We start from the raw sequence: 15,410 nt of genomic DNA, 5'->3' as shown, positions 1-15,410 counted from the left end.
CTTTCAACAGGATTCACGTCGATCACATGAGCGCCGCCCTACTCGATGGCAAAGCCATCGCCGCCGATATTCAGCAGACCATCCAACAGCGCGCCGCCGCGATGCTCGCCGGCCGTGGCCGGGCGCCGGGGCTGGCCGTTGTTCTGGTGGGCCGGAACCCGGCCTCCCAGGTCTATGTACGCAACAAGCGCCGTGCCTGCGCCGAGGTCGGGTTCCATTCGGAACTGCACGAGCTGCCGGAGCACACGTCCCAGGCCGAGCTGATGGCGCTGATCGACCGGCTCAACGCCGATCCGGCCATCGACGGCATCCTGGTCCAACTGCCGCTGCCCGAACAGCTCGATGAGACGGCCGTCACCGAGCGCATCGCGCCGACCAAGGACGTCGACGGCTTCCACCCCTACAACGTCGGGCGTCTGGTGCTGCGTATGCCGCTACTGCGTCCCTGTACGCCCAAGGGGGTGATGACGATGCTGGCGCGCACGGGCCAAAAGCCGGACGGTCTGGACGCGGTCATCATCGGCCAGTCCAACATCGTCGGTCGGCCCATGGCGCTGGAACTGCTCGCGGCGCGCTGCACGGTCACGATCTGCCACAGCCGCACCCGTGATCTGGCCGATAAGGTCCGGGGGGCCGACATCCTGGTCGCGGCCGTCGGGCGGCCCGGCTTCGTACCGGGCGACTGGATCAAGGAGGGCGCCATCGTGATCGACGTCGGGATCAATCGCACCGCCGAGGGCAAACTCGTCGGCGACGTGGATTTCGCGACCTGTGCCGAGCGCGCGTCCTGGATCACGCCTGTGCCGGGCGGGGTCGGTCCCATGACCATCGCCAGCCTGCTGGAGAACACGCTCCAGGCGGCCGAGCTGCATGCGGACGGTGCGCCTTGAGCCGTCGGCGACGCTAGATCCGGGTCATGCTCGACACACTCCTGAGCTGGATCGAATCCCATCAGGCGCTGACGCTGCTGTTGGCGGGCGCCTCGGTGCTGACCTTCATCGGCTCCATCCTGGCGCTGCCCGTGCTGGTGGCGGCCATGCCCGAGGACTATTTCGTCGACACCACACGCCGCCAGAGTCGTCTAAGACGCTTTCATCCGCTGATCTATCTGGGACTGCGGGTATCGAAGAACGTCGTGGGCTGGCTGCTGGTGTTCTGCGGCCTCCTCATGCTGGTACTGCCCGGCCAGGGACTGCTGACGATCCTGGTCGGGCTGGTGCTCAGCGATTTTCCGGGCAAGTTCGCGCTGGAGCGTCGGCTCGCCCGCAACCCCAGAGTCATGGCCGCCTTCAACTGGCTGCGGAGACGTGCAGGACGTCCGCCGCTCCAGGCACCGACGCCACTGACCGAGCCGTCCGATCCCTGACGCTCACAGCAAACGCTCGATGGCCTTGACGACCTTGCCGCTGTCGGGCTTGGTGGTGCTGATGTAGTGATCGACGAGGTTGCCGTCGCGGTCGATCAGGTATTTGTAGAAGTTCCACTTGGGATAGGGCGCGCCGGCCAACGCCAAGCGTTCGAACAGCGGCGCGGCCTGTCCCTTTTTGACGCTGACCTTCTCGAACATCGGGAATTCGACCGAGTAGGTCATGCGACAGAATTTCCGGATCTCCTGTTCGCTGCCCGGCTCCTGGTTGGCGAAGTCGTTGGACGGAAAGCCCAGGACCACGAAGCCGCGATCCTTGTAGGTCCGATAGATCTGCTCCAATCCCTCGTACTGCGAGGTGAAGCCGCATTTGCTGGCGGTGTTGACCACCAGGATCACCTGCCCCTGATAGGCGTCGCAGAGATTGACGACCTCCTCGCCGGCCAGACGCCGGACCTCGAGATCGAGCAGGGACGAGCAAGCCTTGGTCTCGGCGCCGGCCGTGGTGCTCATGGCCGCCAGACCCAGTAACAGCAGGGATGATTTCATCGATGACTGTTCCTAAAAACCTAAACAAAGTTGCTTATGGTGGTTTTTAAGTGATTCGCTCTCCGTTGATAGCGCCCTGGTGGGCGAGCAACTGGAGTCCGGGTTGAGCAGTCCCAACCGAATGGCCGGTCAACACCGGCAACATGGGCCGTGTCGGCCGTCGAAACCCAGCTTGCGCCATAAAAATTGCCTCGGCGTTCATCCTGAACAGAGAACAACCTTGCGATTCGACGTTGACCCTGACCATGGAGCGTGAAACCTTCACGCTTGTAGATAACCTATCTACAGTGGAAAATCCTGATGAAAAATGAAGAAAAAATCAAGAAAAAATCAAGAACTGTTTTTTGCTCCAATCACGGTTCGTCTGGCTCACAGAAGTAGAGCATCGCGCCGGGATTGCAATGGCGCCGATCGTACCGATCATGGTGTGAGAGCGGATCTCAGCCATCCGCACACATCTTCAATCGATACGGAACAGATTCGAGGCAGTACGGCTATGAAAGATTGGGTCGAGGCACGGGTCGTCGGCAAGCATCGCTGGACCGAGGGACTCTACAGTCTGCAATTCGAGGCGCCCATCACGGACTTCGTGGCGGGCCAGTACATCAAGGTCGCACTCGACATCGAGGGCGAGCGCGTGGGGCGTCCCTACTCGCTGGTCAACGCCCCCGGCGAGCAGCCGATCGAGATCTTCTTCAACGAGGTGCCGCAGGGTCCGCTGACGCCGCCGCTCTCGGCGCTGAATCCGGGCGACCGGGTCTGGCTGACGGCGACCGCGAGCGGCATCTTCACGCTGGAGAGCGTCCAGCCGACGCGGGATCTGTGGATGCTGGCCACGGGCACCGGACTCGGGGTCTATCTCTCGATCCTGCGCTCGCCCGATCCCTGGCGGCTGTTCGAGCGGGTGATCCTGGTCCATGGCGTGCGTCAGGGCGCGGATCTGGCCTACAGTGAGACGCTCGACGAGATCGCCGGTCGTTATCCCGGACGCTTCACGCGCGTGGCGGCCGTCAGTCGCGAACCCTGGCCGACGGCCCTGTCCGGTCGCATCACGGATCTGCTGACCGGCGGCGAGCTGGAGCGCCACGTCGGTCTGACCATCGACTCGACGACCAGCCATGTGATGCTCTGCGGCAACTCGGCCATGATCAAGGACGCCAAGGTCATCCTGGAGGCGCGCGGACTGGTGCGGCACCGGCGGCAGGCGCCGGGGCACTACACCACCGAGCAATACCATTGATGGCCTGATGGCCGCACCGGCGCGCACCGTCATTTGATCCGCTCCCAGGCCGCCAGCGCCCGTGCGCGTGATCGCGCCAGATCGACGATGGGACGCGGATAGTCGACACCGAGCCGAACGCCGGCGGCGCTCAGAACGGTGTCGGGCGCCGTCCAGGGCTGCTGGAGATACTTGTCCGGCAGACGCGCCAGTTCCGGGCACCAGAAGCGCACATAGGCCCCGTCCGGATCGAAGCGCTGTCCCTGGAGCACGGGATTGAAGATCCGGAAATAGGGCGCGGCATCGGCCCCGCAACCGACCGTCCACTGCCAGCCGAGCGTGTTGCCGGCCAGATCGGCGTCGACCAGGGTGTCCCAGAACCAGCGCGCACCGGCCTGCCAGGGGACCAACAGGTTCTTGGTCAGCAGCGAGGCGACCACCATCCGCACGCGATTGTGCATCCAGCCGGTGTGCCACAGCTCGCGCATCCCGGCATCGACCAGCGGGATGCCGGTGCGGCCCCGCTGCCAGGCACGCAAGGCTCCCTCCACATCCTCCTCGGCCCAGGGAAAGGCGCCGAAACGCCCATCCAGGGGTTCGGTCGGCGTCTCCGGAAAGTGATGCAGCAGGTGATGGGCGAACTCGCGCCAGCCCAGTTCGCGGACATAGGGTTCGGCCGCGCCTCGGGTCGGGTCGCCGAACGCCGCGACGATCAGGCTCAGCAGGCGTCGCGGACCGATCTCGCCGAAATGCAGATGGGGCGACAGACGCGAGCTGCCCGGTCGGTCGGGACGATCGCGCATCCCGCCATAGTCGCGCAGACGCTCGTCGATGAAGGCGCGGGCGCGTTCCAGGGCCGCGGTCTCGCCCGGTGTCCAGGCCGTGCGCAGACCCTGATCCCAGTCGATGCGCGGAAGAAGATCCAGGGCATCGAGCGTAAGCGTCTCGCCGGACTCGGGCCGGCCTGGAATGACCTCCGGGGCCGGACAGGGCGGCTCGAGGTGCAGCGAGCGGCCACAGGCACGCCAGAAGGCACTGAAGACGCGATAGGGTTGACCGCTCCCGTTGAGGATCTCCCAGGGCTCGAAGAGCAGGGCCGCCTTGTGACTCTCACAGCGCAGACCCTCGGCGCGCAGTGTCTGCTTGATCCGCGTGTCGCGTGCGCGTGTGGCCGGGTCATAGAGACGATTCCAATGGATCGCCCGCGCGCCGGTCTCGGCGGCGAGACGACGCAGCGCCTCGAGACTCGGGCCGCGCAGGATCCGGAGCCGGTTGCCGCGCGCGCGCAGCGACGCGTCGAGCGCGCCCAGACTCCAGTGCAGCCACCAGCGGCTCGCGGCGCCCGGCTCCCAGGGGGCTTCCTCCTCGGGGGCCTGGATGTAGACCGGAACGATCGGCGCGCCATCGCTCAAGGCGGCGGCGAGTGCCGGATTGTCGTCCAGGCGCAGATCACGTCTGAGCCAGAGAATGCTCGGAGCGAGTCCGGATGTTTGGGGGTGATTCACGGTGTCGATCGATGCCTCGAAGCGAATTCATAACAAAAATGTGCGATCAGGGGTTGCATCCTGCCGACCGGATGGCTATCATGCGTCTCTCAGTTGCGGGGTGGAGCAGTCAGGCAGCTCGTCGGGCTCATAACCCGAAGGTCGTAGGTTCAAATCCTGCCCCCGCTACCAAACATACTAAGGCTTAGAGGATTTTCTCTAAGCCTTTTTTCATGTCTCCGGCGCCTGCTCGGGCGCAAGACCCCTGCCCAAGATGAGCCGTACCGACGACATCCTGCATCGTGCCGCCTCGGCGCTCGAAGCCCTGCCGGAATCGAGCGCCCGACTGGAGGCCGAGTTGCTGCTCACCGAGGCGACGGGCTGGACGCGCGCCTCGCTGCTCGCCTGGCCCGAGCGCGTACTCGATCCCGCCGGCACCGAACGCTTCGCGACCCTGCTCGCGCGGCGGCTCGCCGGTGAGCCGATCGCCTACATTCGCGGTCGCCAGGGCTTCTGGACGCTCGAACTCAGGGTCACGCCCGACACCCTCATCCCCCGCCCCGAAACCGAACTCCTGGTCGAGATCGCGCTCGATCGCCTCGACGCCGGGCGTCCGTTGCGGGTAGCGGACCTCGGCACCGGCAGCGGCGCCATCGCGGCGGCTGTGGCGAGCGAACGGCCCGGCTGGTCGCTGATCGCCACCGACCGCTCGGCGGCGGCGCTCGCGGTCGCTCGCGACAATTTCCGCCTTCTGGGGCTGGAGCGGATCGATTGTCTACGGATGGACTGGCTAATGGGCCTGATCTCGAACAGTCTGGACGCCATCCTCAGCAACCCGCCCTATGTCGCCGGACAGGATCCCCATCTCGACCGGGGCGATCCGCGCTTCGAGCCGCGTTCGGCGCTCACGCCGGGCGGTGATGGCCTGGACGCCATCCGCGCCATCGCCGCCGACGCCGGACGCTGCCTGCGCCCCGGCGGACTGCTCGCCGTCGAGCATGGCTTCGATCAGGGAGCGCCGGTACGCCGGATCCTCGCGAATGCCGGACTGCACGCGATCGAGACGCGACGGGATCTGGCCGGACTGGATCGCGTCACGCTGGGCTATCGCTGAGATTCACGCTCCGAACCGGCACGCGCGGACTGCGCCATGAGCGCGGTTGCCGTCTCGCGAATCCACTGCTCGACCCGCGCGTTGAGCTCATCGACGCCGGACTCGCAACCCATCGGCTCGCCGATCACCAGCCGGATACGTCCCGGCTTGCGCAACAGCGAGCGCGCCGGCCAGCAGTCACCGGCATTGTGGGCCATGGGCAGCACGCGCCGCCCGGCCTGGCAGGCCAGACGCGCGCCACCGGCATTGAAACGCCCGACCTGACCCGGCGGTTGGCGCGTCCCCTCCGGATAGATGACCACACTCACCCCCTGATCGAGCCGCTCCTTGCCCACGCGCAACAGCGTCTTGAGTGCGTTGACCGGCTTGCCGCGATCGATGGCGATGGGTTCGAGCAGCGCCAGCGCCCAGCCGAAGATCGGCGGCCGCGCCGCGCGTCACTCACCGCCCCCTTCGATCCTCGCCTCTTCAGGCTCTTGCGTGCCGGATGGGCGCGCTTGCGCAGGCCGTCGACGACTCGGACGTCCCGCGGCGGCACGAAATCTCGAAAATCGGCAGTGTTTCACATTCCGAAGACCCGCAAAGGCTTAGACTTCGACCGAAGAAAGTGCTCGGAGCCATGGATTTCGAGGTCGGGAGGCTGGGATGAAGACGCTAGATGCGGCAGGCGATAGACACAGAGAAGAACCCTGTTGGTCGGCCTCCACGAGTGGGCCGGACGACTCGATGGAGGATCGGAACGGACGCCCTCCCGGCGCGTGCGAACGCGAGCTGGAGATCCGGGCCTACTATCGCGGCCGGCATCAACGGGTCTCGCTCGCGGACATCATCTATCTGCGAGCGGATCAGAAATATGTGTGTGTCCATCATCTGAACGGCGTCCTGCTCGTCGACCGTTCACTGTGCGCTTTCGAGCATGACTTCCCTGACCTGCTGCTGCGCATCCACCGCAACGCCCTGGTCGCGCGCTCGTGCCTGGTCGGACTCGAAAAGCAGCCCGACGGCTCGACACGCGCACTCCTGACCGGTTGTGACGACAGGCCGGTCGTCAGCCGCCGTCATCTCCGGGATGTACGCGGCTGGCTGCGTGAGAGACTCGTCCGCCAAGACGCGAATGACGGGCGGCACGCCGGCCGCTAGCCCGATCTCGCGCGCCAAGCTCGAAGGCCGGCCGAACCGGCCCAATAGAGCGCCATCAACAGCCCGATCCAGAGCGCGGCGAGCCAGCCGATGGTTCCGTCATAGTCGCCTACCAGGAACGACAGCGGCGAGTCGTCGTTGCCGTCGGTCAGACGGCGGTTGACCTGGATCACCAGCACCCAGCCGGCATGCAGCCCGATACACCAGCCGATGTGCCCGGTACGCTCGCGCACCAGGGCCAGCAGCAGCCCGACCATGAACAGCGCCGCCAGTGAATCCAGATGCTTCCACTGGAAGAGGTCGACGAAGACATAGACGAACATCCGGAGCGCACCCAGCCCGTCGAAGGCCGCCGGCTCGGGCAGCTCGCCCGGTTTCATGAAGTGCAGCACGGCATAGAGCGCGGCGCTCCAGATCATGGCCGAGCGGACGCCGCTGTGTCGGCGGATCGCCGAATAGAGGGCGCCACGGAAGAAGGTCTCCTCCAGAACGCCGATCAACAGACCGCCGATCAGCGCCTGAGCGACACGCAGCGCCGTCTGCGACCAGGAATCCGGGCTGGTATCAGGCAGACGGATCTCCAGTTCGAGCAGGGCGAGCACCAGCGCCACGAGGATCAACACGCCCAGCACCCAGCCGCCGATGATCGAGCGCCTCAGGACGAGCCAGCTCGGCCCGTAGCCGAGCGCCTCGCGCCGGGCGAGTCCCTGCCAGCGCAGGAATGGCCAGAGTCCCACCAGGATCAGCAACTGGGCCAGCCGCCCCATGACACGATGCGGCTCGATCGCGATCCAGCCCGCAGCCATCAGCGCCGGCGTGAGTAGCGCTGCCAGCATCAGGCAGACGAGCAGATAGAGGAAGAATCGGGCGGCTGGATGCAAAGCGGTCGCCAAGTCGCAGGCAGGCAGTCGGTCTGCTTACCCGATCGAAAGAGCCACGAAAAGAAAAAGCCCTTGCCGATTCGGTCAAGGGCTTTTCAATTATGGTGCGCCCTGCTGGACTCGAACCAGCGACCACCTGATTAAAAGTCAGATGCTCTACCGACTGAGCTAAGGGCGCTTTAAGCAGGGCATTGTAATAATCTCAGCCCGCATTCTGCAAGACGAATTGCAGCACCGCCTTGCTGCCGAAGTAGGCCAGGATCAGGATCGCGAAGCCGCCGAGCGTCCAGACGATGGCCGTGCGTCCGCGCCAGCCCTTGCGGAAGCGCCCGACCAGCAGCCCGCCGAACACCAGCCAAGCCAGCACCGAGAGCACGGTCTTGTGCACCAGATGCTGCGCAAACATGTTCTCCAGGAACGCAAAGCCGCTCAACAGCGCCAGCGTCAGCAGCACGAAGCCGGCCGTGATCATCTCGAACAGCAGACTTTCCATGGTCTGGAGCGGCGGCAGAGTACGCACGAACCCGGTCGGATGCCGATTGCGCAGATGATGGTCCTGCACCGCCAGCAGGATCGCCTGCACCGCCGCCAGCGTCAGCAGGCTATAGGCCAGCATCGACACCAGCACATGGATCTTGAGCGCCGTGCCGGCCGATTCGCGCATGAAGCCGACATCGGCCATGTGCGCCTCCAGCAGCAGACTCAGCGCCGCCGCCGGCAGCAGGATCAGCCCCAGATTGTCGACCGGCTTGGTCAGGCTGGAGACCAGGAGCAGCGCGACGATGGTCCAGGAGGTGAGCGCCAGCGCGTGATAGAAGCCGAGATTGATCCCGGCATGGCTGAAGACGCCGTTCCAGAGCAGCCAACTGTGCAGCACCAGACCGCCGAAACCGACGGCGATCGCGAGCGCGCGGGGCGGAATCCATCCCTCCTTGCGGAACAGACGGATGCCGATGAAGGCGGCCGAGGCCAGATAGCAGAGCGTGGCGACGTAGGCAAGGAGGATGTGGATCATGGGTGCGTTCTTGAAGCTCGAATGACGGTGGCTGGAAGTCGTCCCTAGTCGTATCGGGCGATGATGGCCGTGCATTATACTCACAAAGTCCTGTCGTAAACCGATGGCAACATTCGCCGTCGACCATCCACACTCACGCTAGCCCAGGGTGTCTCGCGCGGGACGCCCGGATCGAGGTTCGATCATGTTCCAAAATCTCCAGGATCGCTTCGAGACGGTCCTGACCAATCTGCGCGGTCAGGGCCGTCTGACCGAGGACAACATCAAGGACACCCTGCGCGAAGTGCGCATGGCCCTCCTGGAGGCCGATGTCGCGCTGCCGGTGGTGCGCCAGTTCATCGAGGACGTCCGCGAGCAGGCGCTCGGCGAGGCCGTGACCAAGAGCCTGACGCCCGGCCAGGTGCTGATCAAGATCGTCAACGATGAACTGGTCAAGATCATGGGCGCGGCCAATGAGCGTCTGGACCTGGCCGCCCAGCCGCCGGCGGTCATCCTCATGGCCGGTCTGCAGGGCTCGGGCAAGACCACCAGCGTCGCCAAGCTCGCGCGCTGGTTGCAGGAGAAGCAGAAGAAATCCGTGATGGTGGTCAGCTGCGACGTCTATCGTCCGGCGGCCATCGAACAGTTGCGCACCGTCGCCGGTGAGGTCGGGGCCGAGTTCTGTCCCAGCCAGGGCGACGAAGATCCGGTCCACATCGCCCAGCGCGCGCTCGAGAGCGCCCGCAAGCGTTTCAAGGACGTGCTGATCGTCGACACCGCCGGTCGGCTGCACGTCGATGCCGAGATGATGGACGAGATCAAGCGCATCCATCAGGCGATCAAGCCGGTCGAGACCCTGTTCGTGGTCGACTCCATGACGGGTCAGGACGCGGCCAATACGGCCAAGGCGTTCGACGAAGCCCTGCCCCTGACCGGTGTCATCCTCACCAAGACCGACGGTGACGCGCGCGGCGGCGCGGCGCTCTCGATCCGCCGGATCACCGGCAAGCCGATCAAATTCCTCGGCACCGGCGAGCGAACCACCGCGCTCGAGCCCTTCCATCCCGACCGCGTGGCCTCACGTATCCTCGGCATGGGCGACGTGGTCTCGCTGGTCGAGGAGGTCCAGGCCAAGGTCGACAAGGATCAGGCCGAGAAGCTGGTCAAGAAGCTCAAGAAGGGCAAGGATTTCGATCTGGCCGACTTCAAGGAGCAGTTGGAGCAGATGAACAGGATGGGGGGCATGATGAGCCTGATGGAGAAGCTCCCCGGCATGAACCAGATCCCGGACCACGTCAAGAACAAGGCCAGCGACAAGGAGATGGGCAAGCTGGTGGCCATCATCAATTCGATGACGCCGCACGAGCGCCGGTTTCCGGCCGTCATCAAGGGGTCGCGCAAGCGTCGTATCGCCGCCGGCTCGGGCACCCAGGTGCAGGACGTCAATCAGTTGCTCAAGCAGTTCATGCAGATGCAGAAGATGATGAAGAAGATGAAGGGCGGCGGCATGGCCAAGATGATGCGCTCGCTCCAAGGGCGACTGCCGCCGGGGATGCTGCCGCCGGGTGGGTTCCCTCCGGGCGGCGGCTTTCCTCCCGGCGGGATGCCGCCGGGCGGCGGTTTTCCGATGTGATGGGGGAGAACACTGATATGTCGGTTTCGATTCGCCATCGCGCCCGATCACAGGCGCCATTCGCAATACGGCTCGGCCTGATTTTGGGTCTGTGCCTGCTGACTGCGCCGGTCTTCGCCACGCCCTGGGGTCAAGTCCAGCGCCCGTCGTCCGGTATGACCGAAGTCATCGGCAGTGCGGCCAACGGCTGTATCGGCGGGGCCGAGACGCTGCCGGAAACCGGCCCCGGCTATGTCAGCATCCGCCGCTATCGCAACCGCTATTACGGTCATCCGGATCTGATCCGTTTCGTCGAGGATCTGGGACGCGCTCAGCAACAGCGCGGCGGTCAATTCGTCATGATCGGCGATCTCAGCCAGCCGCGCGGCGGACTCATGTCGTCCTCGCACCGCAGTCATCAGAACGGGCTGGACGTGGATATCTGGTTCACCCTGGCCAATTCGCCGACGGCGGCCCGGCAACTGATGGACAACCGCTCCGATCCGCCCAGTATGGTCGCACCGGGCGGACGCACGGTCAGCCAACATTGGGGGCCGAGTCAGTTCGCCCTGATCGAGTCGGCGGCGCGTCATCCGCGCGTCGATCGCATCTTCGTCAACGCGGCGATCAAACAGGAGCTCTGCCGGGGGGCGCGCGGCGATCGCGCCTGGCTGCGCAAGGTCCGGCCCTGGTGGAAGCATGACGCCCACTTCCATGTGCGTCTGGCCTGTCCCGCCGACAGCCCGAGCTGCGAGGCTCAAGCGCCCGTCCCGCCCGGTGACGGCTGCGGCGAGGATCTGGCCTGGTGGCTGAGCGACGAGGTGTTGAGCGGTCAGGCGCGGGGCAAGGGATCGGTCAAGCGCGCCGAACCCGAGATGCCCTTCGCCTGCCGGGCCGTGCTGACGGACTCCTAGAGGACACATCGAGGACACTTCAGGTCGACCCTCCGTGAAAGACTACTCCAACGGCAACAGCGGCACACCCAGCTCGGAGACGCGCCTGCGCACGCTCTTCGAGCTGGCCCCGCTGGGGATCGTCATCATCGACCCCGAGACCCAGTTGCCCCTCGACTTCAATCGCGCCGCGCACGAGCAGCTCGGCTACAGCGCCGAGGAGTTCGCGCGGCTGCGCATCGCCGACTACGAGGCGAACGAGGATCCGGAGGATGTTCAGCGTCATATCCGGTTCATGCTGCAGCATGGATACGATGACTTCGAGACCCGTCATCGCTGCCGGGATGGCAGCATCCGTCATGTCAATGTCCAGGTGCAGGTACTGGCCGTCGATGGGCGGCACATGTTCTACGCCATCTATCGGGACATCACCGAGTCGCGGCTGGCCGAGGAACGTCTCAGGCGTAGCGAGGCCAAGTTTCGCGCCGCCTTCGAGATCGCCCCGCACGGGATGGCGCTGGTCGCCCCCGACGGACACTGGCTGCAAGTCAATCAGGTGCTGTGCCGCATCCTGGGTTACTCGGAGTCCGAATTGCTGGCGCTGGACTTCCAGTCGATCTCGCATCCCGACGACCTGACCGCCGATCTGGTCTATCTGGATCAACTCGTCTCGGGGGCCGTCGATCGGGTGCAGTTCGAGAAGCGCTATCTGCATCGTCGGGGACACCCCATTCCGGTCATGCTGAGCGCCTCGGCCGTGCGGGACGAACAGGGAGCGATATCCCACATGGTCGTTCATATCCTCGACCTGACCGAGCGCAAGGCCACGGAAGAGGCGATGCGTCGGGCCATGGAGGCCGCCGAGGTCGCCAATCGCGCCAAGAGCGAGTTCCTGGCCAACATGAGCCACGAGATCCGCACTCCGCTCAACGCCATCATCGGCCTGGGCCAACTGCTGCTCGACTCCGGGCTCGACTCGCGCCAGCGCGACTACATGAACAAGATCCGCCAGGGTTCCGACGCCCTGCTGCGCATCCTCAACGACGTGCTCGACTATTCCAAGATCGAGGCCGGTCAGATCCAGCTCGACACGGTCGATTTCAGGATCGAGGCGGTGCTCGATCAGCTCACGGCACTGTTCTCGCTGGCCGCCGAGTCCAAGGGGCTGGCGCTCTACTATCATCTCGATCCGCGCACCCCGCAGGTTCTGCGCGGCGATCCCATGCGTCTGGGACAGGTACTGAACAATCTGGTCGGCAATGCCGTGAAGTTCACCGAGCGCGGATTCATCGAATTACGGATTCGCGCCCTCGGCGAACGCGACGGCCAGATCCGATTGTCCTTCAGTGTGCGCGATACCGGTATCGGCCTGGATCCGGCCGGCGTCGAGCGTCTGTTCCAGTCCTTCACCCAGGCCGATTGCTCCATCACGCGCCGCTATGGCGGCACCGGGCTGGGACTGTCGATCTCGCGTCAGCTGGCGCGCCTCATGGGCGGCGACATCCGCGTCCGCAGTCGGTTCGGGGTCGGCAGCCTGTTTCGCTTCACGGCCGATTTCCACATCGCCGAGTCCCAGCCGCAACGCATCGGTTCACCGCCGCGCGCGCTCGGTCGGCATCGCGTCCTCATCGTCGGCGAGGATTGTCTGGTGCGCCGTGCCCCGCGCGCGATCCTGGAGGCCTGGGGCATGGAGATCGCCGAGGCGCGTTCACCGGCTCAGGCACGCTCGATCCTGTCGGCGGCGGCCGGGGGACGGCGCGAGCCCTTCGACTGGGTGGTGCTCGACCGGCCCCCCGAACGCGCTGTCGAGCCGCCGTCCCCGACCTTCGGCGATCCGCCCTGTCCGGCGATCTGGATGGTGACGGTCACTGAGCGCGAGCGGCTGCTCGCCGAATCCGGGGCGAACGCCGGACTCCGTCTACTGGCCAAACCCATCACGCCCTCGACGCTCTTCGACGCCATGGTCGATCTGGTGGGTGATTACACCCTCCAGGCACAGCGTCCGGCCCGGGATCTCGACGCCGAGGCCGCTCCCCTGCGCGGGGTGCGTCTGCTGCTGGTCGAGGACAATGCGACCAATCAACAGGTGGCGCGCGATCTGCTGGAACGGATCGGCTGTCTGGTGACGATCGCCGACGATGGTCGGCAAGCGGTCGAATGCGTGGAGCGCGACTGTTTCGATGCCGTGCTGATGGACGTGCAGATGCCGGTCATGGACGGTCTGAGCGCCACCCGTGCGATCCGTGCCCGGCATCCGCGACTGCCCATCATCGCCCTAACGGCCGCCGCCCTGTCCGAGGACCGCGAACGCTGTCTGGCGGCCGGGATGAACGATCATCTGAGCAAGCCGATCGTCCTCGAGTCGCTGATCGAGGTGCTGCGGCGCTGGGTGGTTCCCGCACACGCCGAGACGAGCGCTCCGGGCGTGGCGGGCCGACTGTCGCCCGAGTCGCTCCAGCCGATCCTGGAGCGGCTCGAACGTCTGAAACGGCTGATCGAGCGCAACGACCTGGTCGATTCGACATGGCTGGATGGACTCGTGGAGTCACTCCGTGATACGCCCTATGCCGGCGATCCGCTGTCCCGGCTCGGGGTGGCGATCGAGTCTTTCGACTATGATACGGCCTTGGTCGAGATCGACCGTCTGTCACACCTGTTGCGCGAGCCGGAATCCTGATGTCCAATCCCGACCCCGAAAACCTGTTGCCCTCGATCCTGATCGTCGACGACATGCCGGCCAACATCCGTGTCCTGGCCGACACGCTCAAGTCCGACTATCGCGTCCGGGTCGCCACCAGCGGCGCCAAGGCGCTGGAGGTCGCCGCCGGCAGCCCGCCGCCGGACCTGATCCTGCTCGACGTCATGATGCCCGAGATGGACGGTTACGAGGTCTGCCGGCGCCTGAAGGACGATCCGCGCACCAGTACCATCCCGATCATCTTCGTCACCGCCAAGGACGAGGCCGAAGAAGAGGCGCACGGGCTGGGGCTGGGCGCGGTCGATTACATCACCAAGCCCTTCCATCTGGCGATCGTGCGTGCGCGCGTGCGCACCCATGTCAACCTCAAGCGCAAGACCGACCTGCTCGACAGTCTCGCCTCGCTCGATGGTCTAACCCACATTCCCAATCGACGCCGTTTCGATGATCTGTTGAAACAGGAGTGGGCGCGCGCCGCCCGCGACGGTACATCACTGGCCGTGGCCATGCTCGACGTCGATTCGTTCAAATCCTACAACGATCACTATGGACATGGTCGGGGCGACGAGTGTCTGCGGCGAGTCGCCGATGCCCTGCGCGCGCGTTTGCAACGCCCAGCCGATGTGGTGGCGCGCTATGGCGGCGAGGAGTTCGTGCTGCTCCTGCCCAACACGGACGCGGCGGGCGCTCTGGCCCTGGCCGAATCCTGCCGCGCCGCCGTCAGCGCCCTGCGTATCCCGCACGACTATTCGGCCGCCGCCGACCATGTGACGCTCAGCATCGGCGTGGCCGCCACCCGGCCGCCGGGTGAGAGCGCGAGCCTGCTGCTGGCGCGCGCCGACGAGGCGCTCTATCGAGCCAAGTCCGAAGGACGCAATCGTGTCTGTGCCTGATCCTTCCTGACACTGGAGTCGTACCGAATCATGGAATTCCTGCTCGGTTTCTCAGCCCTCATCGACCGGTTCAATCGTCGTGCCGGTCGGCTCACACTCTGGCTGGTACTGCTGAGCGCGCTGCTCAGCGCCCTGACCGCCACCCTGCGCTATACCCTCGACTGGGGCTCGAACGCTATGATCGAGGGGCAGTGGTTCATGTTCGGTCTGATCTTTCTGTTCTACGCGCCCCTGACGCTCCAGGAACGCGGGCATGTGCGGGTCGACATCCTCTACAACCGGCTGCCGCCGCGCGGTCGGGTGCTGGTCGAGATCCTGGGCGGACTGCTGTTCCTGCTGCCGGTCTGTCTGCTGATCGTGATCGATGCCTGGAGCTATTTCCTCATCGCCTTCCAGCAGAACGAGTCCTCGTCCAATCCGGGCGGGCTGATCTGGTGGCCGATGAAGCTGGCCATCCCGATCGGCTTCGCGCTGCTGGCCCTGCAAGGGGTGTCCGAGATCATCAAGGGACTTGCCGCCCTGACCGGCCGCCGCCCGCTGCCCGAACCGACGACCGGAGGACACTGA

Annotated in this window: 15 protein-coding genes and 2 tRNA genes; 11 read left to right on the top strand and 6 right to left on the bottom strand. The window is 65.4% G+C overall.

What is annotated here, in order from left to right:
- Positions 1 to 26: 26 nt before the first annotated feature.
- Together folD and Atep_RS06380 are read left to right on the top strand one after the other, a co-directional pair.
- A complete protein-coding gene (gene folD / locus Atep_RS06385; protein ID WP_213380944.1) occupies positions 27 to 890 on the top strand; it encodes a bifunctional methylenetetrahydrofolate dehydrogenase/methenyltetrahydrofolate cyclohydrolase FolD in 864 nt (287 codons plus the stop codon).
- A gap of 26 nt (positions 891 to 916) precedes the next feature.
- The gene (locus Atep_RS06380; protein WP_213380943.1) at positions 917 to 1,366 is read left to right on the top strand and encodes a PGPGW domain-containing protein; all 450 of its coding nucleotides are present in this window, start codon (positions 917 to 919) and stop codon (positions 1,364 to 1,366) included.
- Positions 1,367 to 1,369: 3 nt separating this feature from the next.
- Here the strand turns inward: Atep_RS06380 and Atep_RS06375 are convergent, their stop codons facing one another.
- Positions 1,370 to 1,915 (bottom strand): glutathione peroxidase, encoded by a 546-nt coding sequence (locus Atep_RS06375; protein ID WP_213380942.1) that lies wholly within the window; start codon positions 1,913 to 1,915, stop codon positions 1,370 to 1,372.
- Between the two features lie 496 nt (positions 1,916 to 2,411).
- Here Atep_RS06375 and Atep_RS06370 point away from each other — a divergent pair, with 496 nt between their 5' ends.
- Positions 2,412 to 3,155 carry a ferredoxin--NADP reductase gene (locus Atep_RS06370; protein ID WP_213380940.1) on the top strand — a complete coding sequence of 248 codons (744 nt, stop codon included), beginning with the start codon at positions 2,412 to 2,414 and terminating at the stop codon, positions 3,153 to 3,155.
- A 29-nt stretch (positions 3,156 to 3,184) separates the two neighbouring features.
- On the opposite strand, the gene Atep_RS06365 is transcribed toward Atep_RS06370, so the two are convergent.
- Entirely contained in the window at positions 3,185 to 4,639 is a 1,455-nt protein-coding gene (locus tag Atep_RS06365; protein WP_213380935.1) for a cryptochrome/photolyase family protein, read from the bottom strand.
- A gap of 94 nt (positions 4,640 to 4,733) precedes the next feature.
- On the opposite strand from Atep_RS06365, the gene Atep_RS06360 reads away from it, so the two are divergent.
- Both Atep_RS06360 and prmC read left to right on the top strand, forming a co-directional pair.
- Positions 4,734 to 4,810: transfer RNA gene (locus Atep_RS06360), tRNA-Met, on the top strand.
- Positions 4,811 to 4,892: 82 nt separating this feature from the next.
- Positions 4,893 to 5,732: a peptide chain release factor N(5)-glutamine methyltransferase gene (gene prmC, locus Atep_RS06355; RefSeq protein ID WP_213380933.1), complete on the top strand. Its 840-nt coding sequence runs from the start codon at positions 4,893 to 4,895 to the stop codon at positions 5,730 to 5,732.
- Here the strand turns inward: prmC and Atep_RS06350 are convergent.
- On the bottom strand, positions 5,723 to 6,112 hold the full coding sequence (locus Atep_RS06350) for a lysophospholipid acyltransferase family protein (protein WP_236786679.1): 390 nt from the start codon (positions 6,110 to 6,112) through the stop codon (positions 5,723 to 5,725). The two genes, prmC and Atep_RS06350, sit on opposite strands and share 10 nt — an antisense overlap.
- Positions 6,113 to 6,458: 346 nt before the next feature.
- Here Atep_RS06350 and Atep_RS06345 point away from each other — a divergent pair, with 346 nt between their 5' ends.
- Entirely contained in the window at positions 6,459 to 6,872 is a 414-nt protein-coding gene (locus tag Atep_RS06345) for a LytR/AlgR family response regulator transcription factor (protein ID WP_236786572.1), read from the top strand.
- Here the strand turns inward: Atep_RS06345 and Atep_RS06340 are convergent.
- From Atep_RS06340 to Atep_RS06330, 3 genes are all read right to left on the bottom strand, one after another.
- Entirely contained in the window at positions 6,869 to 7,753 is an 885-nt protein-coding gene (locus Atep_RS06340; RefSeq protein ID WP_213380925.1) for a CPBP family intramembrane glutamic endopeptidase, read from the bottom strand. The two genes, Atep_RS06345 and Atep_RS06340, sit on opposite strands and share 4 nt — an antisense overlap.
- Positions 7,754 to 7,855: 102 nt before the next feature.
- Positions 7,856 to 7,931: transfer RNA gene (locus Atep_RS06335), tRNA-Lys, on the bottom strand.
- Between the two features lie 24 nt (positions 7,932 to 7,955).
- Entirely contained in the window at positions 7,956 to 8,768 is an 813-nt protein-coding gene (locus Atep_RS06330) for a cytochrome C assembly family protein (RefSeq protein ID WP_213380923.1), read from the bottom strand.
- Between the two features lie 184 nt (positions 8,769 to 8,952).
- Here Atep_RS06330 and ffh point away from each other — a divergent pair, with 184 nt between their 5' ends.
- The 5 genes from ffh to Atep_RS06305 are packed head-to-tail and all read left to right on the top strand — an operon-like array spanning position 8,953 to position 15,410.
- Positions 8,953 to 10,380, top strand: coding sequence for a signal recognition particle protein (ffh, locus tag Atep_RS06325; RefSeq protein ID WP_213380920.1), 1,428 nt, complete (start codon positions 8,953 to 8,955; stop codon positions 10,378 to 10,380).
- Positions 10,381 to 10,397: 17 nt separating this feature from the next.
- On the top strand, positions 10,398 to 11,273 hold the full coding sequence (mepA, locus tag Atep_RS06320; RefSeq protein WP_213380919.1) for a penicillin-insensitive murein endopeptidase: 876 nt from the start codon (positions 10,398 to 10,400) through the stop codon (positions 11,271 to 11,273).
- 34 nt (positions 11,274 to 11,307) lie between these two features.
- On the top strand, positions 11,308 to 13,929 hold the full coding sequence (locus Atep_RS06315; RefSeq protein WP_213380918.1) for a PAS domain S-box protein: 2,622 nt from the start codon (positions 11,308 to 11,310) through the stop codon (positions 13,927 to 13,929).
- The gene (locus Atep_RS06310; RefSeq protein WP_213380916.1) at positions 13,929 to 14,843 is read left to right on the top strand and encodes a diguanylate cyclase domain-containing protein; all 915 of its coding nucleotides are present in this window, start codon (positions 13,929 to 13,931) and stop codon (positions 14,841 to 14,843) included. Before Atep_RS06315 ends, Atep_RS06310 begins: the two co-directional genes overlap by 1 nt.
- Positions 14,844 to 14,873: 30 nt before the next feature.
- Positions 14,874 to 15,410 carry a TRAP transporter small permease subunit gene (locus Atep_RS06305; RefSeq protein ID WP_213380911.1) on the top strand — a complete coding sequence of 179 codons (537 nt, stop codon included), beginning with the start codon at positions 14,874 to 14,876 and terminating at the stop codon, positions 15,408 to 15,410.

Origin of the sequence: Allochromatium tepidum (assembly GCF_018409545.1) — a bacterium.
Classification (GTDB): Bacteria; Pseudomonadota; Gammaproteobacteria; order Chromatiales; family Chromatiaceae; genus Thermochromatium; species Thermochromatium tepidum_A.
The sequence above is the reverse complement of the archived record's forward strand: the minus strand, read 5'-3'. Positions and strand labels throughout refer to the sequence as shown.

Coding starts and splice junctions, on each gene's coding strand:
- folD (WP_213380944.1), top strand. CDS start 27: ATGAGCGCCGCCCTACTCGATGGCAAAGCCATCGCCGCCGATATTCAG.
- Atep_RS06380 (WP_213380943.1), top strand. CDS start 917: ATGCTCGACACACTCCTGAGCTGGATCGAATCCCATCAGGCGCTGACG.
- Atep_RS06375 (WP_213380942.1), bottom strand. CDS start 1,915: ATGAAATCATCCCTGCTGTTACTGGGTCTGGCGGCCATGAGCACCACG.
- Atep_RS06370 (WP_213380940.1), top strand. CDS start 2,412: ATGAAAGATTGGGTCGAGGCACGGGTCGTCGGCAAGCATCGCTGGACC.
- prmC (WP_213380933.1), top strand. CDS start 4,893: ATGAGCCGTACCGACGACATCCTGCATCGTGCCGCCTCGGCGCTCGAA.
- Atep_RS06345 (WP_236786572.1), top strand. CDS start 6,459: ATGGAGGATCGGAACGGACGCCCTCCCGGCGCGTGCGAACGCGAGCTG.
- Atep_RS06330 (WP_213380923.1), bottom strand. CDS start 8,768: ATGATCCACATCCTCCTTGCCTACGTCGCCACGCTCTGCTATCTGGCC.
- ffh (WP_213380920.1), top strand. CDS start 8,953: ATGTTCCAAAATCTCCAGGATCGCTTCGAGACGGTCCTGACCAATCTG.
- mepA (WP_213380919.1), top strand. CDS start 10,398: ATGTCGGTTTCGATTCGCCATCGCGCCCGATCACAGGCGCCATTCGCA.
- Atep_RS06310 (WP_213380916.1), top strand. CDS start 13,929: ATGTCCAATCCCGACCCCGAAAACCTGTTGCCCTCGATCCTGATCGTC.
- Atep_RS06305 (WP_213380911.1), top strand. CDS start 14,874: ATGGAATTCCTGCTCGGTTTCTCAGCCCTCATCGACCGGTTCAATCGT.